A 17,075-nucleotide genomic window follows, 5' to 3' on the forward strand; every position below is an offset into this window, starting at 1 on the left:
AACCCAGCATGATATTCCGAAAAGGCCAAGCGAGTCAATGGCTTGCGACATTTCGGACGACAGAGGAAGTGACAGCGCCGTGACATTCCGGCGGCGTCCGGAATACCCGGCGGGGAACAGCGCGCCTTATTCGTCGCCGACGACCTCGACGAGCTCCTCGCCAAAGCGCTCGAGCTTGCGCGCCCCGATGCCCGGGATGTCACGCAGCTCGTCCACTGACTCCGGGCCGTTGCGCGCGATTTCCGCCAGCGTGGCGTCGTGGAAGATGACGTAGGCCGGCACGCCCTCGCTCTTCGCGGTCTCGGTGCGCCACAGGCGCAGGCGCTCCCAGCGCGAGCGCTGGCGCGGGCTCATGCCAAGGGTCGGATCGGCGCGCTCGCTGGTGCGGCTCGACGACGTGCGCGTACGCGTGGGCTTCACATAGCGGCGCATCGTGACATTCTGCTCGCCCTTGAGGACCGCCTTGCTCGCCTCGGTGAGCACGAGCGAGCCGTAGCCGTCGTGGTCGACGGTGAGATAACCGAACGCCACCAGTTGCCGGAAGATCGCGCGCCATTCCGGCTCCGAAAGCGCGGAGCCGATGCCGAAGGTCGAGATTTTTTCGTGCCCGCGCTGCAGGATCTTGTCGTTGCGGTTGCCGCGCAGGATGTCGATCAGGTGGCCGGCGCCGAAATTGAAGCCGCTCGCCCGCTGCGCGCGGAACACGCACGAGAGCGCCATTTGCGCCTCGCGTGTAGCGTCCCACGTGGCGGGCGGCTCGAGGCAGGTATCGCAGTTGCCGCACGGCTTGCTCTCTTCGCCAAAGTACGCGAGCAGGCGCACGCGCCGGCACGTGGCCGCTTCGCACAGGCCGAGCAGCGCGTCGAGCTTGCCCGTCTGCACGCGCTTGTGCTGCTCGTCGGCTTCGGACTCGTCGATCATCTTGCGCTGCTGCACCACGTCGCCGAGACCGTAGGCCATCCAGGCATTGGCCGCCAGCCCGTCGCGCCCCGCGCGGCCGGTTTCCTGGTAGTAGCCTTCCACGCTCTTGGGCAAATCCAGGTGCGCGACGAAACGCACGTCCGGCTTGTCGATGCCCATGCCGAACGCGATGGTGGCGCACATCACCACGCCCTCCTCGCGCTGGAACATCTCCTGGTGCTTCTGGCGCACCTCGAATTCCATGCCGGCGTGGTACGGCAGCGCGCGCAACCCCTGCCCCTTCAACCACTCGGCCGTTTCTTCGACCTTGCGGCGCGAGAGGCAATACACGACGCCGGCATCCGTGGTGCCGTCGGCGCGCGTATGCTCCGCGCGGATGAAGTCGAGCAATTGCGAGCGTGCGTTGTCCTTCTCGACGATGCGGTAGCGGATGTTCGGCCGGTCGAAGCTCGAGACGAACACACGGGCGTCGTCGAGCGCGAGACGGTGCGCGATTTCGTCGCGTGTGATGGCGTCGGCGGTTGCCGTGAGCGCGATGCGCGGCACGTTCGGAAATCGCTCGTGCAGCACCGAGAGCTGGATATATTCGGGCCGGAAGTCGTGGCCCCATTGCGAGACGCAATGCGCTTCGTCGATTGCGAAGAGGCCGATGCGCGTGCGCTCGAGCAGGTCGAGAAAGCGCGACGTCATGAGGCGCTCGGGCGCGACGTAAAGCAGGTCGAGATCGCCTTCGCGCAGCGCCCGCTCGGTCGCCGCCGCTTCGGCGCCGCTCAGCGTCGAGTTGAGATAGGCGGCGCGCACGCCCACTTCCGTGAGCGCGGCGACCTGGTCCTGCATGAGCGCGATGAGCGGCGACACGACGATGCCGGCACCGAGCCCGGCTTCGTGCCGCACGAGCGCGGGAATCTGGTAGCAGAGCGATTTGCCGCCGCCGGTCGGCATGAGCACCAGCGAATCGCCGCCCCCTGCGACGTGCTCGACGATTTCGGCTTGCTGCCCTCTAAACGCGGGATAGCCGAAGACTTCGTTGAGGATTTCGAGGGAACGGGACATGAAGGCGGTGAGCGTGCGGGGCTGAGGCGGTGGGCAGGATTTTACCAACCCGGACGAGCCTTGACCGCCGCTACCGTGAAGATTGGCCATTCGGCCAGGAGAAACCGGGAAGTCGCGCGCGCAGATTGCGAACGCGAACAACCGGGGTGAGGCGGGTTCGTCAGGCAGCGAGGCGCCGGCGCGCGATGCGAAACGCACCGACGATCGTCACGACGGCCACGATGGCCGCTGCGATCGTGAATGCGCTCGCGCCGAAGAGCACGACGTTGGCGCCGACGAACATCAGCGAGCCGATCGTGAGCAGCGCGGCGCCGCCCTTGACCCGGCCCGCCAGCAGCATGATGAAACCGATAATCAGGAATGCCCACATCACGAGAAAGGTCGCGAAGAAGTTCGCTGCGGACTGATTGCTGACGTGATGCAGCAGCTGCGAAAAGCTGGCGACACACGCCACCAGATTCAGGATGAGACCGACCCCGACCACCCACATGATTACCGCCTCCAGATTCAGATAAATGCCGCCAGTGCCGTACGAAAAGACCCACACAGGCGAACTTGGCGCGCTACGTTAGCACGCCTCACCGATGCGCGCAGCGACCCGGCCGGCACTGCGGCACGAGGCCGCAGGCGTAAGCGGGAAGCGCGCGCGCCAATAAAAAAAGCCGCCCGGTGAAAACCAGGCGGCTTTTGCGTGGGCATTCGAGCCCGAAGCGAAAGGCGGCTTGCGCCGCCCCGCGCTTACTCGTCCGTCGTATGCGGCTGTTGCGGCTGCTCGGCGGCCGGGGTTTCCGGCGTACCGAACTCGAACGCTTCTTCCGCTGCGATCTGGTCGAAACGCTCGCGGTCCGACGACTCCTTCGCACGGCGCGCCTTGTGGAAGGCGAGACCCGTACCAGCCGGAATCAGACGACCGACGATCACGTTTTCCTTCAGGCCACGCAGATCGTCGCGCTTGCCCATGATCGCCGCTTCGGTCAGCACGCGGGTCGTTTCCTGGAACGAAGCCGCCGAGATGAACGAATCGGTCGAGAGCGATGCCTTCGTAATACCGAGCAGCACGTTCTCGTACGTTGCCGGGCGCTTGTCCTCGGCGTTCATCTTGTCGTTTTCGTCCAGCATGTCCGAACGCTCGACCTGCTCGCCCGGGATGAAGCGCGTATCACCGTTGTCGGTGATCTGCACACGACGCAGCATCTGACGCACGATCACTTCGATGTGCTTGTCGTTGATCTTCACGCCCTGCAGACGGTACACGTCCTGCACTTCGTCCACGATGTAACGCGACAGCGCTTCGATACCCTGCAGACGCAGGATGTCGTGCGGATCGGCCGGGCCGTCCACGATCATTTCGCCCTTGTTGACGACCTGACCGTCGTGGACCAGCACCTGCTTTTCCTTCGCGATCAGGAACTCGTGCTGATTGCCTTCGAGGTCCGTGATAACGAGGCGCTGCTTGCCCTTCGTGTCCTTACCGAACGACGTCGTACCCGTGACTTCCGCCAGGATACCTGCGTCCTTCGGCGAACGTGCTTCGAACAGTTCCGCCACACGCGGCAGACCACCGGTAATGTCACGCGTCTTCTGGGCTTCGGTCGGGATACGTGCGAGCACTTCACCCACCTGCACCTGCTGACCGTCCTTCACGGTGATCAGCGCGCCGACCTGGAAGCCGATCTGCACCGAATGCTCCGTGCCCGGGATCTTCACTTCGTCGCCGTTCGCGTCGAGCAGCTTGACCTGCGGACGCACGCTCTTCGCCGCCTGCGAGCCGCGGCGCTTCACGTCGATCACGACGAGGGTCGACAGACCCGTGACGTCGTCGATCTGTTTGGCCACGGTCACGCCTTCTTCGACGTTCTCGAACTTCACCGTACCGCCGTACTCGGTGATGATCGGACGCGTGAGCGGATCCCACGTTGCGAGCTGCGTGCCGGCCTTGATCGCTGCGCCATCGAGCTGCAGCAGCGTCGCGCCGTACGGCACCTTGTGACGCTCGCGCTCGCGGCCGTGATCGTCGGCGATGATGGCTTCGCCCGAACGCGAGATGACGACTTGCTCGCCCTTCGCATTCGTGACGTAACGCATCGTCGCCGTGAAGCGCACGGTACCGTTCGACTTGGCTTCCACCGACGAGGCCACTGCCGCACGCGACGCCGCACCACCGATGTGGAACGTACGCATCGTGAGCTGCGTGCCCGGTTCGCCGATCGACTGTGCCGCGATCACGCCGACGGCTTCGCCGACGTTCACGCGCGAGCCACGGCCGAGGTCGCGGCCATAGCAGGCTGCGCACAGACCGTAGCGCGTTTCGCAGGTGAGCGGTGTGCGCACGCGCACTTCGTCGATGCCGAGGCTTTCGATCGTTTCGACCGCGTCTTCGTCGAGCAGGTCGCCCGAAGCGTAGATCGTTTCCTGCGTTTCCGGATTGACGACGTCCGCCACTGCAACACGGCCGAGAATACGGTCGCGCAGCGCTTCGACGACTTCGCCGCCTTCCACGAGGGCCTTCATCGCCACGCCGTTCGACGTGCCGCAATCGTCCTCGACGACCACGAGATCCTGCGTCACGTCGACGAGACGACGCGTCAGGTAACCCGAGTTCGCGGTCTTCAGTGCCGTATCAGCCAGACCCTTACGTGCACCGTGGGTCGAGATGAAGTACTGCAACACGTTCAGACCTTCGCGGAAGTTCGCGGTAATCGGCGTTTCGATAATCGAGCCGTCCGGCTTCGCCATCAGGCCGCGCATACCCGCCAGCTGGCGAATCTGGGTTGCGGAACCCCGCGCGCCCGAGTCGGCCATCATGTAGATCGAGTTGAACGATTCCTGACGCGTTTCCTTGCCGTCGCGGTCGATGACCGGTTCCGTCGCGAGCTGCTCCATCATCGCCTTGCCGACCGCTTCCGACGTGTTCGACCAGATGTCGACCACGTTGTTGTAGCGCTCCTGCGCGGTGACGAGACCCGACATGTACTGACGGTCGTACTCCTTCACCTTCTTCGCCGCTTCGCCGACGATGGTTTCCTTCTGCGGCGGCACGAGCATGTCGTCCACGCAGATCGAAATACCGGCGCGCGTTGCCAGGCGGAAGCCCGACTGCATCAGCTGGTCAGCGAAGATCACCGTTTCGCGCAGACCGCACTTGCGGAATGCCGTGTTGATCAAGCGCGAAATTTCCTTCTTCTTCAGCGGCTTGTTCAGCACCGAGAACGGCAGACCCGGCGGCAGAATTTCCGACAGGATCGAACGGCCGACCGTGGTCGCGTACAGCGAGATCTTCGGCACGAATGCCGGTGCGCCTTCCGACTTGTCCTCGTTGTGGACCATCTCGGTAATACGCACGTTCACGCGCGAGGCCAGCTCGACTTCCTTGTTCTCGTACGCGCGCAGCACTTCCGACACGCCCGTGAACGTCATGCCTTCGCCCTTGCCGTTGATCGCTTCACGCGTGGCGTAGTACAGGCCCAGCACGATATCCTGCGACGGCACGATCGACGGATCGCCGTTGGCCGGGAACAGGACGTTGTTCGACGCGAGCATGAGCGTACGCGCTTCCATCTGCGCTTCGAGCGACAGCGGAACGTGAACAGCCATCTGGTCACCGTCGAAGTCGGCGTTGAACGCCGCGCAAACGAGCGGGTGCAGCTGGATTGCCTTACCTTCGATCAGCACCGGCTCGAAAGCCTGGATGCCGAGACGGTGCAGCGTCGGCGCACGGTTGAGCATGACCGGGTGCTCGCGGATCACCTCTTCGAGGATGTCCCACACCACCGGCGTCTGGTTCTCGACTTCCTTCTTCGCAGCCTTGATGGTCGTGGCAACGCCCATCGTTTCCAGCTTGTTGAAGATGAACGGCTTGAACAGCTCGAGCGCCATCAGCTTCGGCAGACCGCACTGGTGCAGCTTGAGCGTCGGACCCACCACGATGACCGAACGGCCCGAGTAGTCCACGCGCTTGCCTAGCAGGTTCTGACGGAAGCGGCCGCCCTTACCCTTGATCATATCGGCGAGCGACTTCAGCGGACGCTTGTTCGCGCCCGTCATCGCCTTGCCGCGACGACCGTTGTCGAGCAGCGAGTCCACGGCTTCCTGGAGCATCCGCTTTTCGTTGCGGACGATGATCTCCGGCGCCTTGAGCTCGAGCAGACGCTTCAGACGGTTGTTACGGTTGATGACGCGGCGATACAGATCGTTCAGGTCCGAAGTCGCGAAACGGCCACCGTCCAGCGGCACCAGCGGACGCAGTTCGGGCGGCAGCACCGGCAGCACTTCGAGCACCATCCATTCGGGCTTGATGCCCGAACGCTGGAAGGCCTCGAGCACCTTCAGGCGCTTCGCGTACTTCTTGATCTTCGCTTCCGAGCCGGTGTTCTTCAGCTCGGTGCGCAGCGTCTCGACCTGTTCGTCGATGTTGATCGCGCGCAGCAGCTCGCGCACGCCTTCCGCGCCCATTTCGGCACGGAATTCGTCGCCGTATTCCTCGACCTTATTGTAGTAATCCTCTTCGGTCATGATCTGCCGCGCCTTCAGCGGCGTCATGCCCGGTTCGATCACCACGTATGCCTCGAAGTACAGCACGCGCTCGATGTCGCGCAGCGTCATGTCGAGCACCATGCCCAGACGCGACGGCAGCGACTTCAGGAACCAGATGTGCGCGACCGGCGAGGCCAGCTCGATGTGGCCCATGCGTTCGCGACGCACCTTGGCGAGCGTGACTTCAACGCCGCACTTCTCGCAGATCACGCCACGGTGCTTCAGGCGCTTGTACTTGCCGCACAGGCACTCGTAGTCCTTGATCGGCCCGAAGATCTTCGCGCAGAACAGACCATCCCGTTCCGGCTTGAAGGTACGGTAGTTGATGGTCTCCGGCTTCTTCACTTCGCCGAACGACCACGAGCGGATCTTGTCCGGCGAGGCCAGACCGATCTTGATCGCGTCAAAAACTTCTTCTTGTTGGACTTGCTTGAATAGATCGAGCAGAGCTTTCATTGCCTTCTCTCCGTAGTCCGATTAGTTGCGGTCGAGGTCGATGTCGATGCCGAGCGAGCGGATTTCCTTCACCAGCACATTGAAGGATTCCGGCATGCCCGCGTCGATCACGTGGTCGCCCTTGACGAGGTTTTCGTACACCTTCGTCCGGCCCGTCACGTCATCGGACTTCACCGTCAACATTTCCTGCAGCACATACGAAGCGCCATACGCTTCGAGCGCCCACACTTCCATTTCACCGAAGCGCTGACCACCGAATTGCGCCTTACCACCCAGCGGCTGCTGCGTGACGAGCGAGTACGGACCCGTCGAACGCGCGTGCATCTTGTCGTCGACAAGGTGGTGCAGCTTCAGGTAGTGCATGTAGCCCACGGTGACCGTACGCTCGAACATCTCGCCCGTGCGGCCGTCGTACAGACGCACCTGGTTCTTCGAGGGCGTCATGCCGAGGTTCTGGGCGACGTCGTCCGGGAATGCCAGATCGAGCATCTTGCCCATTTCCTCTTCGGTCGCACCGTCGAACACCGGCGTTGCGAACGGCACGCCTTCGCGCAGGTTCTTCGCGAGTTCGAGGATCTCGTCGTCGCTGAAGCTGTCGAGGTCTTCCTTGTGGCCCGATTCGTTGTAGATCTTCGTGAGGAACTCACGCAGCTCTGCAACCTTCGTCTGACGCGCAAGCATTTCGCCGATACGCCAGCCCAGACCCTTCGCGGCCCAACCGAGGTGCACTTCGAGAACCTGACCCACGTTCATCCGTGACGGCACGCCGAGCGGGTTCAGCACGACGTCTGCCGGACGGCCATCGGCCATGTACGGCATGTCTTCGATCGGAACGATCTTCGACACCACACCCTTGTTACCGTGACGGCCTGCCATCTTGTCGCCAGGCTGCAGACGGCGCTTCACCGCGAGGTACACCTTGACCATCTTCAGCACGCCCGGCGGCAGTTCGTCGCCTTGCGTGAGCTTCTTGCGCTTCTCTTCGAAGGCCAGATCGAACTGGTGACGCTTCTCTTCGATCGAGTTCTTGATCGCTTCGAGCTGCGCCGCTGCTTCTTCGTCCGCGAGGCGGATGTCGAACCAGTGGTAGTGATCCAGATCTTCGAGGTATGCGCGCTCGATCTTCGTGCCCTTCGCGAGCTTCTTCGGACCGCCGTTCGCGACCTTGCCTTCGAGCATGCGGGCGAGACGCTGGAACGCGTCGCCTTCCACGATGCGCAGCTGGTCGTTCAGGTCGAGGCGATAGCGCTTCAGTTCATCGTCGATGATCTGTTGGGCGCGCTTGTCGCGCTGGATGCCTTCACGCGTGAACACCTGCACGTCGATGACCGTGCCGCTCATGCCCGAGGGCACGCGCAGCGACGTATCCTTCACGTCCGAAGCCTTCTCGCCGAAGATTGCGCGCAGCAGCTTTTCTTCCGGCGTGAGCTGGGTTTCGCCCTTCGGCGTGACCTTGCCCACGAGCACGTCGCCCGCTTCGACTTCCGCGCCGATGTACACGATGCCCGACTCGTCGAGACGGCCAAGCTGCACTTCCGCGAGGTTCGAAATGTCGCGCGTGATTTCTTCCGGCCCGAGCTTCGTGTCGCGAGCAACGACATTCAGTTCTTCGATGTGGATCGACGTGTAACGATCGTCCGCAACGACCTTCTCCGAGATCAGGATCGAGTCCTCGAAGTTGTAGCCGTTCCACGGCATGAACGCGATCAGCATGTTCTGGCCGAGCGCGAGCTCGCCCAGATCGGTCGATGCGCCGTCAGCCAGCACGTCGCCGCGCGCAACCTTGTCGCCCATCTTCACGATCGGACGCTGGTTGATGTTCGTGTTCTGGTTCGAACGCGTGTACTTGATGAGGTTGTAGATATCCACACCCACTTCACCAGCAACCGCTTCGTCGTCGTTCACACGAATCACGATACGGCCTGCGTCGACGTAGTCGACCACGCCGCCACGCAGCGCCTGAACCGTCGTACCCGAGTCGACCGCAACCGTGCGCTCGATACCCGTACCGACGACCGGCTTTTCCGGACGCAGGCAAGGCACGGCCTGACGCTGCATGTTCGAACCCATCAGTGCACGGTTTGCGTCGTCGTGCTCGAGGAACGGAATCAGCGAGGCTGCAACCGAGACGATCTGCGACGGCGCCACGTCCATGTACTGGATGCGGTCCGGCGTGACCATCAGCGTTTCGCCCGCTTCACGCGACGAAACCAGTTCGTCGGTCAGCGTGCCGTCTTCAGCCACTGCCGCGTTCGCCTGAGCGATCACGTAACGGCCTTCTTCGATCGCCGACAGGTAGTCGATCTGGTCGGTCACCTTGCCGTCTGCAACCTTGCGATACGGCGTTTCGAGGAAGCCGTATTCGTTCAGGTGCGCGTACAGTGCGAGCGAGTTGATCAGACCGATGTTCGGACCTTCCGGCGTCTCAATCGGACACACGCGGCCGTAGTGGGTCGGGTGCACGTCGCGGACTTCGAAGCCTGCGCGCTCACGCGTCAGACCGCCCGGGCCCAGTGCGGAAACACGACGCTTGTGCGTGATTTCCGAGAGCGGGTTGGTCTGGTCCATGAACTGCGAGAGCTGCGACGAACCGAAGAACTCGCGAATCGCCGACGAAATCGGCTTCGAGTTGATCAGGTCGTGCGGCATCAGGTTTTCGCTTTCGGCCTGGCCGAGGCGTTCCTTCACTGCACGTTCGACACGCACGAGACCTGCGCGGAACTGGTTTTCTGCGAGTTCGCCCACACAACGCACGCGACGGTTGCCGAGGTGGTCGATGTCGTCCACTTCGCCCTTGCCGTTACGCAGCTCGACGAGGATCTTGATGGTCGCGAGGATGTCGTCGTCCTGCAGCGTCATCGGGCCGACGATTTCGTCACGGCCGACGCGGCGATTGAACTTCATACGACCCACCTTCGAGAGGTCGTACGCTTCTTCGCTGTAGAACAGGCGGTTGAACAGCGCCTCGACCGCTTCTTCGGTCGGCGGTTCGCCCGGGCGCATCATGCGGTAGATCGCGATGCGCGCGGCCATCTTGTCGGCGGTTTCGTCGATACGCAGCGTCGACGAGATGTACGGACCCTGGTCCAGATCGTTCGTGTAGAGCGTCTGGATGTCCTTGATCTTCGCTTCGCGCAGCTTCTCGAGCACGCTTTCGGTGATCTCGTCGTTCGCGTTCGCGATCACTTCGCCCGTGTCGCCGTCGACGACGTTCTTCGCGAGAACGCGGCCGAGCAGATAATCTTCGGGGACCGAAATGTACGTCGTCTTCGCGCTTTCGAGGTCGCGAATGTGCTTCGCGTTGATGCGCTTGTCCTTCTGGACAATGACCTTGCCTTCGCGATCGCTGATGTCGAAGCGCGCGACTTCACCGCGCAGACGCTCCGGCACGAACTCCATCTGCGCGCCTTCCGGCATCAGCGTGAAGTTGTCGAACACGAAGAAGTTCGCGAGGATCTGTTCCGGCGTGAGGCCGATGGCCTTCAGCAGGATCGTGACCGGCATCTTGCGGCGACGGTCGACGCGGAAGTACAGCACGTCCTTCGGGTCGAACTCGAAGTCGAGCCACGAACCGCGGTAAGGAATGATACGGGCCGAGAAGAGCAGCTTGCCCGAGCTGTGCGTCTTGCCCTTGTCGTGTTCGAAGAACACGCCAGGCGAGCGGTGCAGCTGCGAGACGATGACACGCTCGGTGCCGTTGATGACGAACGAACCGGTCGGCGTCATGAGCGGAATTTCGCCCATGTACACTTCCTGTTCCTTCACTTCCTTGACGACCGGCTTGCTCGGCGATTCCTTGTCGAGCAGGACGAGACGGACCTTGGCGCGCAGCGCCGAGCAGTACGTCAAGCCGCGTTGCTGGCATTCCTTGATGTTGAATGCCGGCGACGACAGCATGTAGCTGACGAACTCTAGACGAGCAAAGCCGTTATGGGAAACAATAGGAAAAACGGACGAAAACGCTGCCTGCAGACCTTCCGGTTTGCGTTGTGCGGTCGCCGTTTCTGCTTGCAGGAATGTGCTGAATGATTCAAGCTGGGTAGCCAGCAGGAAAGGAACCTGGTGAACGATGGGGCGTTTCGCGAAACTCTTGCGAATACGCTTCTTCTCGGTGAAGGAATAGTGCATACGATCTCCGAATCACGGCGGGTAGGACGACCCGAGTGTTCACCGACTGAGACCCGATGGCTTCGCGAGCCCTGGAAGCTTGGTGGTTGGCCTCTACCAACCGCTGGCTGACGGCAACGGATTTCGGCTTGTCATAACGTGCCCGCTGCCCGACCAAACTTGCCTTCTGCAGTCGCTTCAGAAGACAAAGAGAAGCGTCGTGCGCACTGATGATGCCCTTGAGGCGCTCACCCGGCGAAAGACGTTTTTCTTTGGCTTCTGGGTCCCGCATCCCGCCTCCGACTTCTAAAAAATCGAACACAAAAACGCAGAACCCACAAAGCACAAAAAGGCCGGCGGTGTAAAAACCGCCAGCCTTCGCACAGCGCGCTGAAACTTACTTGATTTCAGCCTTCGCGCCGGCTTCTTCCAGCTTCTTCTTCGCTTCTTCAGCAGCAGCCTTGGGCACCGCTTCCTTCACGGGCTTCGGTGCGCCGTCGACCAGGTCCTTCGCTTCCTTCAGGCCGAGACCCGTCAGTTCGCGAACGGCCTTAATGACCGAAACCTTGTTTGCGCCGGCTTCGAGCAGGTTGACCGTGAACTCGGTCTGCTCTTCAGCAGCAGCAGCAGCGCCGCCGCCTGCCGGGCCAGCGACTGCCACAGCAGCTGCCGACACGCCAAACTTCTCTTCGAACGCCTTGACCAGTTCGTTCAGTTCAAGAACCGACATCGAGCCAACGGCTTCGAGGATGTCTTCTTTTGCGATTGCCATTTGAAATTACTCCAGATTTGAATTCGGAAACAGCTAGCGATCTTTCTCGCCCGCTCTTGCTCGTTCGTCTGCCTGAAATCAGGCAGCTTCTGCTTGCTTCTTCTCCGCCAGCGCGGCCAGAGCACGCGCGAAGCCGGAAACGGGAGCTTGCATAACGAACAGCAGCTTCGAGAGCAGTTCTTCGCGGCTCGGGATGTTGGCCAGCGCTTGCACGCCTGCCACGTCCATCACCTTGCCTTCGTAGGAACCAGCCTTGATGACCAACTTGTCATTGCTCTTCGCGAAGTCATTGACGACCTTCGCAGCAGCAATTGCATCTTCCGAGATGCCGTAGATCAGGGGGCCAGTCATCTGCTCTGCCAGCGGAGCAAACGGGGTACCTTCGACAGCGCGACGCGCCAGCGTGTTCTTCAACACGCGGAGGTACACCTGCTGCTCACGCGCTTTCGCGCGCAGCTTGGTCAGATCGCCAACCGCGATTCCACGATACTCGGCCAGCACCATGGTCTGAGCCTTCGCGACTTGCGCGGAAACTTCAGCCACGACGGCCTGCTTACCTTCTTTGTTCAGTGGCACGGTTAACCTCCAGATTCGACACACTTTGCTTTCGCTACATGTGCCGCGTTCAACAACGGCGACCGACCAGTCCGGAGTAAATCAGTTTGCATCGTCAGGCGTTACTGCCTGCATCCGCTCACATCAGCACTTCAAAACCTTTTCGGGTTCGCCATCTGCGTTGGCTTTGCATTAAGGAAGCACCCAACTGCTGCACTTCCGCCAACGGTCTTTGACAACCGGTTGCACCGCGCTTGCTGCCGCTGCACAACCGCCCAAAGCCCTTTAAATCCGCGCTGCCACCCTCTCGGGCCTCAGCGCGGCAAAACTATTACGCTGCGAGCGACGTCTGGTCGACGCGAACGCCAACGCCCATCGTGCTCGAGACAGCGATCTTGCGCAGGTACACGCCCTTGCTCGTTGCCGGCTTCGCCTTGGTCAGCGCGTCGAGGAGCGCGTCCAGGTTGGTGCGCAGCGCGGTCGGCTCGAACGATGCACGGCCGATCGTGGCGTGGATGATACCGGCCTTGTCGACACGGAATTGCACCTGACCAGCCTTCGCGTTCTTGACCGCGGTCGCCACGTCCGGCGTCACGGTGCCGACCTTCGGGTTCGGCATGAGGCCGCGCGGGCCGAGGATCTGACCGAGCGTACCGACGACGCGCATCGTGTCCGGCGAAGCGATCACGATGTCGAAGTTCAGGTTGCCGCCCTTGATCTGCTCGGCGAGGTCTTCCATACCGACGATCTCTGCGCCTGCTGCCTTAGCCTGCTCAGCCTTTTCACCTTGCGCGAACACTGCAACGCGGACCGACTTGCCGGTACCAGCGGGCAGAACGACCGAACCGCGAACGACCTGGTCCGACTTCTTCGCATCGATGCCGAGCTGCACTGCAACGTCGATCGACTCGTCGAACTTCGCCGTGGCGCATTCCTTCACGAGCGACAGTGCGTCGCCGATCGGGTACTGCTTTTGGCGGTCGATCTTGGCAGCCAGTGCCTTTTGACGCTTGGAAACCTTAGCCATTTACACGCCCTCCACGACGATGCCCATCGAGCGGGCGCTACCAGCGATCGTGCGAACCGCTGCATCCATATCGGCTGCCGTGAGGTCCGGCATCTTGGTCTTGGCGATTTCCTCGGCTTGCGCGCGGGTGATCGTAGCGACCTTGTCGGTGTGCGGCTTGGCCGAACCCTTGTCGACCTTCGCTGCCTTCTTGATCAGAACCGTAGCCGGCGGCGTCTTCAGGATGAACGTGAAGCTCTTGTCCGCGAAAGCCGTGATCACGACCGGAACCGGCAGACCCGGTTCCATGGCTTGAGTCTGCGCGTTGAACGCCTTGCAGAACTCCATGATGTTCAGGCCGCGCTGACCCAGTGCCGGGCCGACCGGCGGCGACGGATTGGCTTTACCTGCAGGAATCTGCAGCTTGATAAAGCCGATGATTTTCTTTGCCATGTTGAAAACCTCTTTGGAACGCGTGAGCGTTCTGGTGAGTGGTAGCGCGCGTTCGCCACAATCTTCGCTGTGCCAACTGCTTTGGCGACATCTACAGCCGACCGGACTACTGGCGCTCCTCTACGGCCATAACGCGGACCGTAAGCGCGGAAAAACGGATCGCACCCGAGGCGCGATCCGTAGTATTCGATTTACAGCTTTTCGACCTGGCCGAATTCGAGTTCGACCGGTGTAGCGCGACCGAAAATGGTGACGGAGACCCGGACGCGCGACTTTTCGTAGTTGACTTCTTCGACGCTGCCGTTGAAGTCCGTGAACGGACCTTCCTTCACACGGACCATCTCGCCGACTTCGAACAGGGTCTTGGGGCGCGGCTTCTCAACGCCTTCCTGCATCTGCGACATGATCTTTTCGACTTCGCGCGGCGAAATCGGGCTCGGGCGATTACGCGCTCCGCCGACGAAACCGGTCACCTTTGCCGTGTTCTTCACGAGGTGCCACGTTTCGTCCGTCATTTCCATCTCGACCAGGACATAGCCCGGGAAGAAACGACGTTCGGTCACCGATTTGTGACCACCCTTCACCTCGACCACTTCTTCAGTCGGCACGAGGATCTGGCCAAACTTGTCCTGCATGCCAGCACGTTCGATGCGCTCCTGAAGCGCACGTTGCACGCTCTTCTCCATGCCGGAGTAGGCGTGCACCACATACCAACGTTTTCCGCTCGGGGATGCCGGTGTATCGCTCATATCATTTCCAACCCAGAATCGCCGAGAAAATCACCCACTCGATGGATTTGTCGCAAACCCACAGAATGATGGCCATTGCCAGCACAAAGCCGAAGACCACCAGGGTCGTTTGCGTGGCCTCTTTGCGAGTCGGCCAGACGACCTTGCGAACTTCCTTGTACGAGTCCTTGGCAAACGCGATGAAGCTCTTGCCGGGCGCCGAGAGAAGACCGACTACCACCCCCGCGATCACGCCCACTGCGAGCGCTGCACCGCGGACATACCACTCCTGGCTACCGAGCCAGTAGAACCCTACGAACCCGGCCACAACCAACAATACGCCCGCCGCAAGCATCAGCTTGTCGCTGGAAGTATTAACAGTTTCGACGGAAGGATTCGCCATAACACCTTAAAGAACAACGCGCCGAAGCGCGAGAAGTTGGCAGGGGCAGAGGGAATCGAACCCCCAACCTTCGGTTTTGGAGACCGACGCTCTGCCAGTTGAGCTATACCCCTAAACCATTTTGGGGTTGGCGGCATCGCCAACCCCGAAACCACTTAGTCGATCAACGAGACTGGCAAAAACTTACTCGATGATCTTTGCAACCACGCCGGCGCCGACGGTACGGCCACCTTCGCGGATTGCGAAGCGCAGACCTTCTTCCATCGCGATCGGAGCGATCAGCTTCACCGTGATCGACACGTTGTCGCCCGGCATGACCATTTCCTTGTCCTTCGGCAGCTCGATCGAGCCCGTCACGTCCGTCGTACGGAAGTAGAACTGCGGACGGTAGTTGTTGAAGAACGGCGTGTGACGGCCGCCTTCGTCCTTGCTCAGCACGTACACTTCAGCCGTGAAGTGCGTGTGCGGCGTGATCGAACCCGGCTTGGCCAGCACCTGGCCACGCTCCACGTCTTCACGCTTCGTGCCGCGCAGCAGGATACCCACGTTGTCGCCTGCCTGACCCTGGTCGAGCAGCTTGCGGAACATTTCCACGCCCGTGCAGGTCGTCTTCACCGTCGGCTTGATACCGACGATTTCGATTTCCTCGCCGACCTTGACGATGCCGCGCTCGACGCGACCCGTCACCACCGTGCCGCGACCCGAGATCGAGAACACGTCTTCCACCGGCATCAGGAACGCGCCGTCAACTGCGCGCTCCGGCGTCGGGATGTACGTGTCCAGTGCGTCGGCCAGGTTCATGATCGCCACTTCACCCAGTTCGCCCTTGTCGCCTTCCAGCGCCAGCTTGGCCGAACCCTTGATGATCGGCGTGTCGTCGCCCGGGAAGTCGTACTTCGACAGGAGCTCGCGCACTTCCATTTCGACCAGCTCGAGCAGCTCGGCGTCGTCGACCATGTCGCACTTGTTCAGGAACACGATGATGTAAGGCACGCCGACCTGACGGGCGAGCAGGATGTGCTCACGCGTTTGCGGCATCGGGCCGTCAGCGGCCGAGCACACCAGGATCGCGCCGTCCATCTGCGCCGCGCCCGTGATCATGTTCTTCACGTAGTCAGCGTGGCCCGGGCAGTCGACGTGTGCGTAGTGGCGGTTAGCCGTTTCGTACTCGACGTGCGCGGTGTTGATGGTAATACCACGTGCCTTTTCTTCCGGCGCTGCGTCGATCTGGTCGTACGCCTTCGCTTCGCCGCCGAACTTCGCGGTCAGAACCGTCGTGATCGCTGCCGTCAGCGTGGTCTTGCCGTGGTCAACGTGACCGATCGTGCCCACGTTCACGTGCGGCTTGGTCCGCTCAAACTTACCCTTGGCCATTTTCGACTCCTAAGAGGATTTTTCCGTACGTTGCGCGGGGCGCGCAAACAATCACTGGCTTGCTGCTGCCTGCTCGATGCGAGGCTTCTGAGGCCCGCTAGATACCGGCTGGTGCCCATGGGCAGGATCGAACTGCCGACCTCTCCCTTACCAAGGGAGTGCTCTACCACTGAGCCACATGGGCGAAAACTGCTCTGAACCGCTTAATGCTTCGCTGGAGCGGGTGAAGGGAATCGAACCCTCGTCGTAAGCTTGGAAGGCTTCTGCTCTACCATTGAGCTACACCCGCGAGGTTCGCCGGCCTCTTGATCGCGCAACTGCTAGCGCTTTCTTTACCGGCCCATCACTGCTACAGCTGAATTCTGGTGGAGGAGGTTGGATTCGAACCAACGTAGGCGTAAGCCAACAGATTTACAGTCTGCCCCCTTTAGCCACTCGGGCACCCCTCCGCAGAGAACTGATGATTATGGGGGAACATCCGAATCGTGTCAAGCACTTTGTTCGGCGTCGATCCCACAACGCTCTCACTTATAGGGAGAGCGGAAAAGCAAAAACCCCGGCTTTTTAGGGCCGGGGTCTCGCTTGTAGAGGAGCCTGACGATTACCTACTTTCACACGGGCAATCCGCACTATCATCGGCGTGGAGCTGTTTCACGGTCCTGTTCGGGATGGGAAGGGGTGGGACCAGCTCGCTATGGTCATCAGGCATGACGG

At 61.4% G+C, this 17,075-nt stretch carries 11 protein-coding genes, 4 tRNA genes and 1 rRNA gene; all 16 read right to left on the reverse strand.

What is annotated here, in order from left to right:
- Positions 1-126: 126 nt before the first annotated feature.
- Positions 127-1,974, reverse strand: a complete 1,848-nt coding sequence (recQ, locus tag AB4Y44_RS29530; RefSeq protein ID WP_368701568.1) for a DNA helicase RecQ — start codon at positions 1,972-1,974, stop codon at positions 127-129.
- 160 nt (positions 1,975-2,134) lie between these two features.
- A complete protein-coding gene (locus AB4Y44_RS29535; protein WP_368701569.1) occupies positions 2,135-2,464 on the reverse strand; it encodes a hypothetical protein in 330 nt (109 codons plus the stop codon).
- A gap of 248 nt (positions 2,465-2,712) precedes the next feature.
- A complete protein-coding gene (gene rpoC, locus AB4Y44_RS29540; protein WP_321927800.1) occupies positions 2,713-6,963 on the reverse strand; it encodes a DNA-directed RNA polymerase subunit beta' in 4,251 nt (1,416 codons plus the stop codon).
- 21 nt (positions 6,964-6,984) lie between these two features.
- Positions 6,985-11,091, reverse strand: coding sequence for a DNA-directed RNA polymerase subunit beta (gene rpoB / locus AB4Y44_RS29545; RefSeq protein WP_069269333.1), 4,107 nt, complete (start codon positions 11,089-11,091; stop codon positions 6,985-6,987).
- A gap of 376 nt (positions 11,092-11,467) precedes the next feature.
- Positions 11,468-11,842 (reverse strand): 50S ribosomal protein L7/L12, encoded by a 375-nt coding sequence (gene rplL / locus AB4Y44_RS29550; protein ID WP_027821097.1) that lies wholly within the window; start codon positions 11,840-11,842, stop codon positions 11,468-11,470.
- A 78-nt stretch (positions 11,843-11,920) separates the two neighbouring features.
- Positions 11,921-12,418 (reverse strand): 50S ribosomal protein L10, encoded by a 498-nt coding sequence (rplJ, locus tag AB4Y44_RS29555; RefSeq protein ID WP_035534644.1) that lies wholly within the window; start codon positions 12,416-12,418, stop codon positions 11,921-11,923.
- Between the two features lie 310 nt (positions 12,419-12,728).
- Positions 12,729-13,424, reverse strand: a complete 696-nt coding sequence (gene rplA / locus AB4Y44_RS29560) for a 50S ribosomal protein L1 (RefSeq protein WP_069269336.1) — start codon at positions 13,422-13,424, stop codon at positions 12,729-12,731.
- The gene (rplK, locus tag AB4Y44_RS29565) at positions 13,425-13,856 is read right to left on the reverse strand and encodes a 50S ribosomal protein L11 (protein WP_027797945.1); all 432 of its coding nucleotides are present in this window, start codon (positions 13,854-13,856) and stop codon (positions 13,425-13,427) included.
- A 191-nt stretch (positions 13,857-14,047) separates the two neighbouring features.
- On the reverse strand, positions 14,048-14,605 hold the full coding sequence (nusG, locus tag AB4Y44_RS29570; protein ID WP_028208939.1) for a transcription termination/antitermination protein NusG: 558 nt from the start codon (positions 14,603-14,605) through the stop codon (positions 14,048-14,050).
- 1 nt (position 14,606) lies between these two features.
- Positions 14,607-14,987, reverse strand: a complete 381-nt coding sequence (gene secE, locus AB4Y44_RS29575; RefSeq protein WP_028208940.1) for a preprotein translocase subunit SecE — start codon at positions 14,985-14,987, stop codon at positions 14,607-14,609.
- 37 nt (positions 14,988-15,024) lie between these two features.
- Positions 15,025-15,100: transfer RNA gene (locus AB4Y44_RS29580), tRNA-Trp, on the reverse strand.
- Positions 15,101-15,170: 70 nt separating this feature from the next.
- The gene (tuf, locus tag AB4Y44_RS29585; protein WP_028371383.1) at positions 15,171-16,361 is read right to left on the reverse strand and encodes an elongation factor Tu; all 1,191 of its coding nucleotides are present in this window, start codon (positions 16,359-16,361) and stop codon (positions 15,171-15,173) included.
- Positions 16,362-16,470: 109 nt separating this feature from the next.
- Positions 16,471-16,545 (reverse strand) — tRNA-Thr (locus AB4Y44_RS29590).
- Positions 16,546-16,576: 31 nt separating this feature from the next.
- Positions 16,577-16,650 (reverse strand) — tRNA-Gly (locus tag AB4Y44_RS29595).
- A gap of 74 nt (positions 16,651-16,724) precedes the next feature.
- Positions 16,725-16,810 (reverse strand) — tRNA-Tyr (locus tag AB4Y44_RS29600).
- 143 nt (positions 16,811-16,953) lie between these two features.
- Positions 16,954-17,067, reverse strand: a 5S ribosomal RNA gene (gene rrf / locus AB4Y44_RS29605).
- Between the last annotated feature and the right edge of the window lie 8 nt (positions 17,068-17,075).

Source organism: Paraburkholderia sp. BR10937 (assembly GCF_040965695.1).
Lineage (GTDB): Bacteria > Pseudomonadota > Gammaproteobacteria > Burkholderiales > Burkholderiaceae > Paraburkholderia.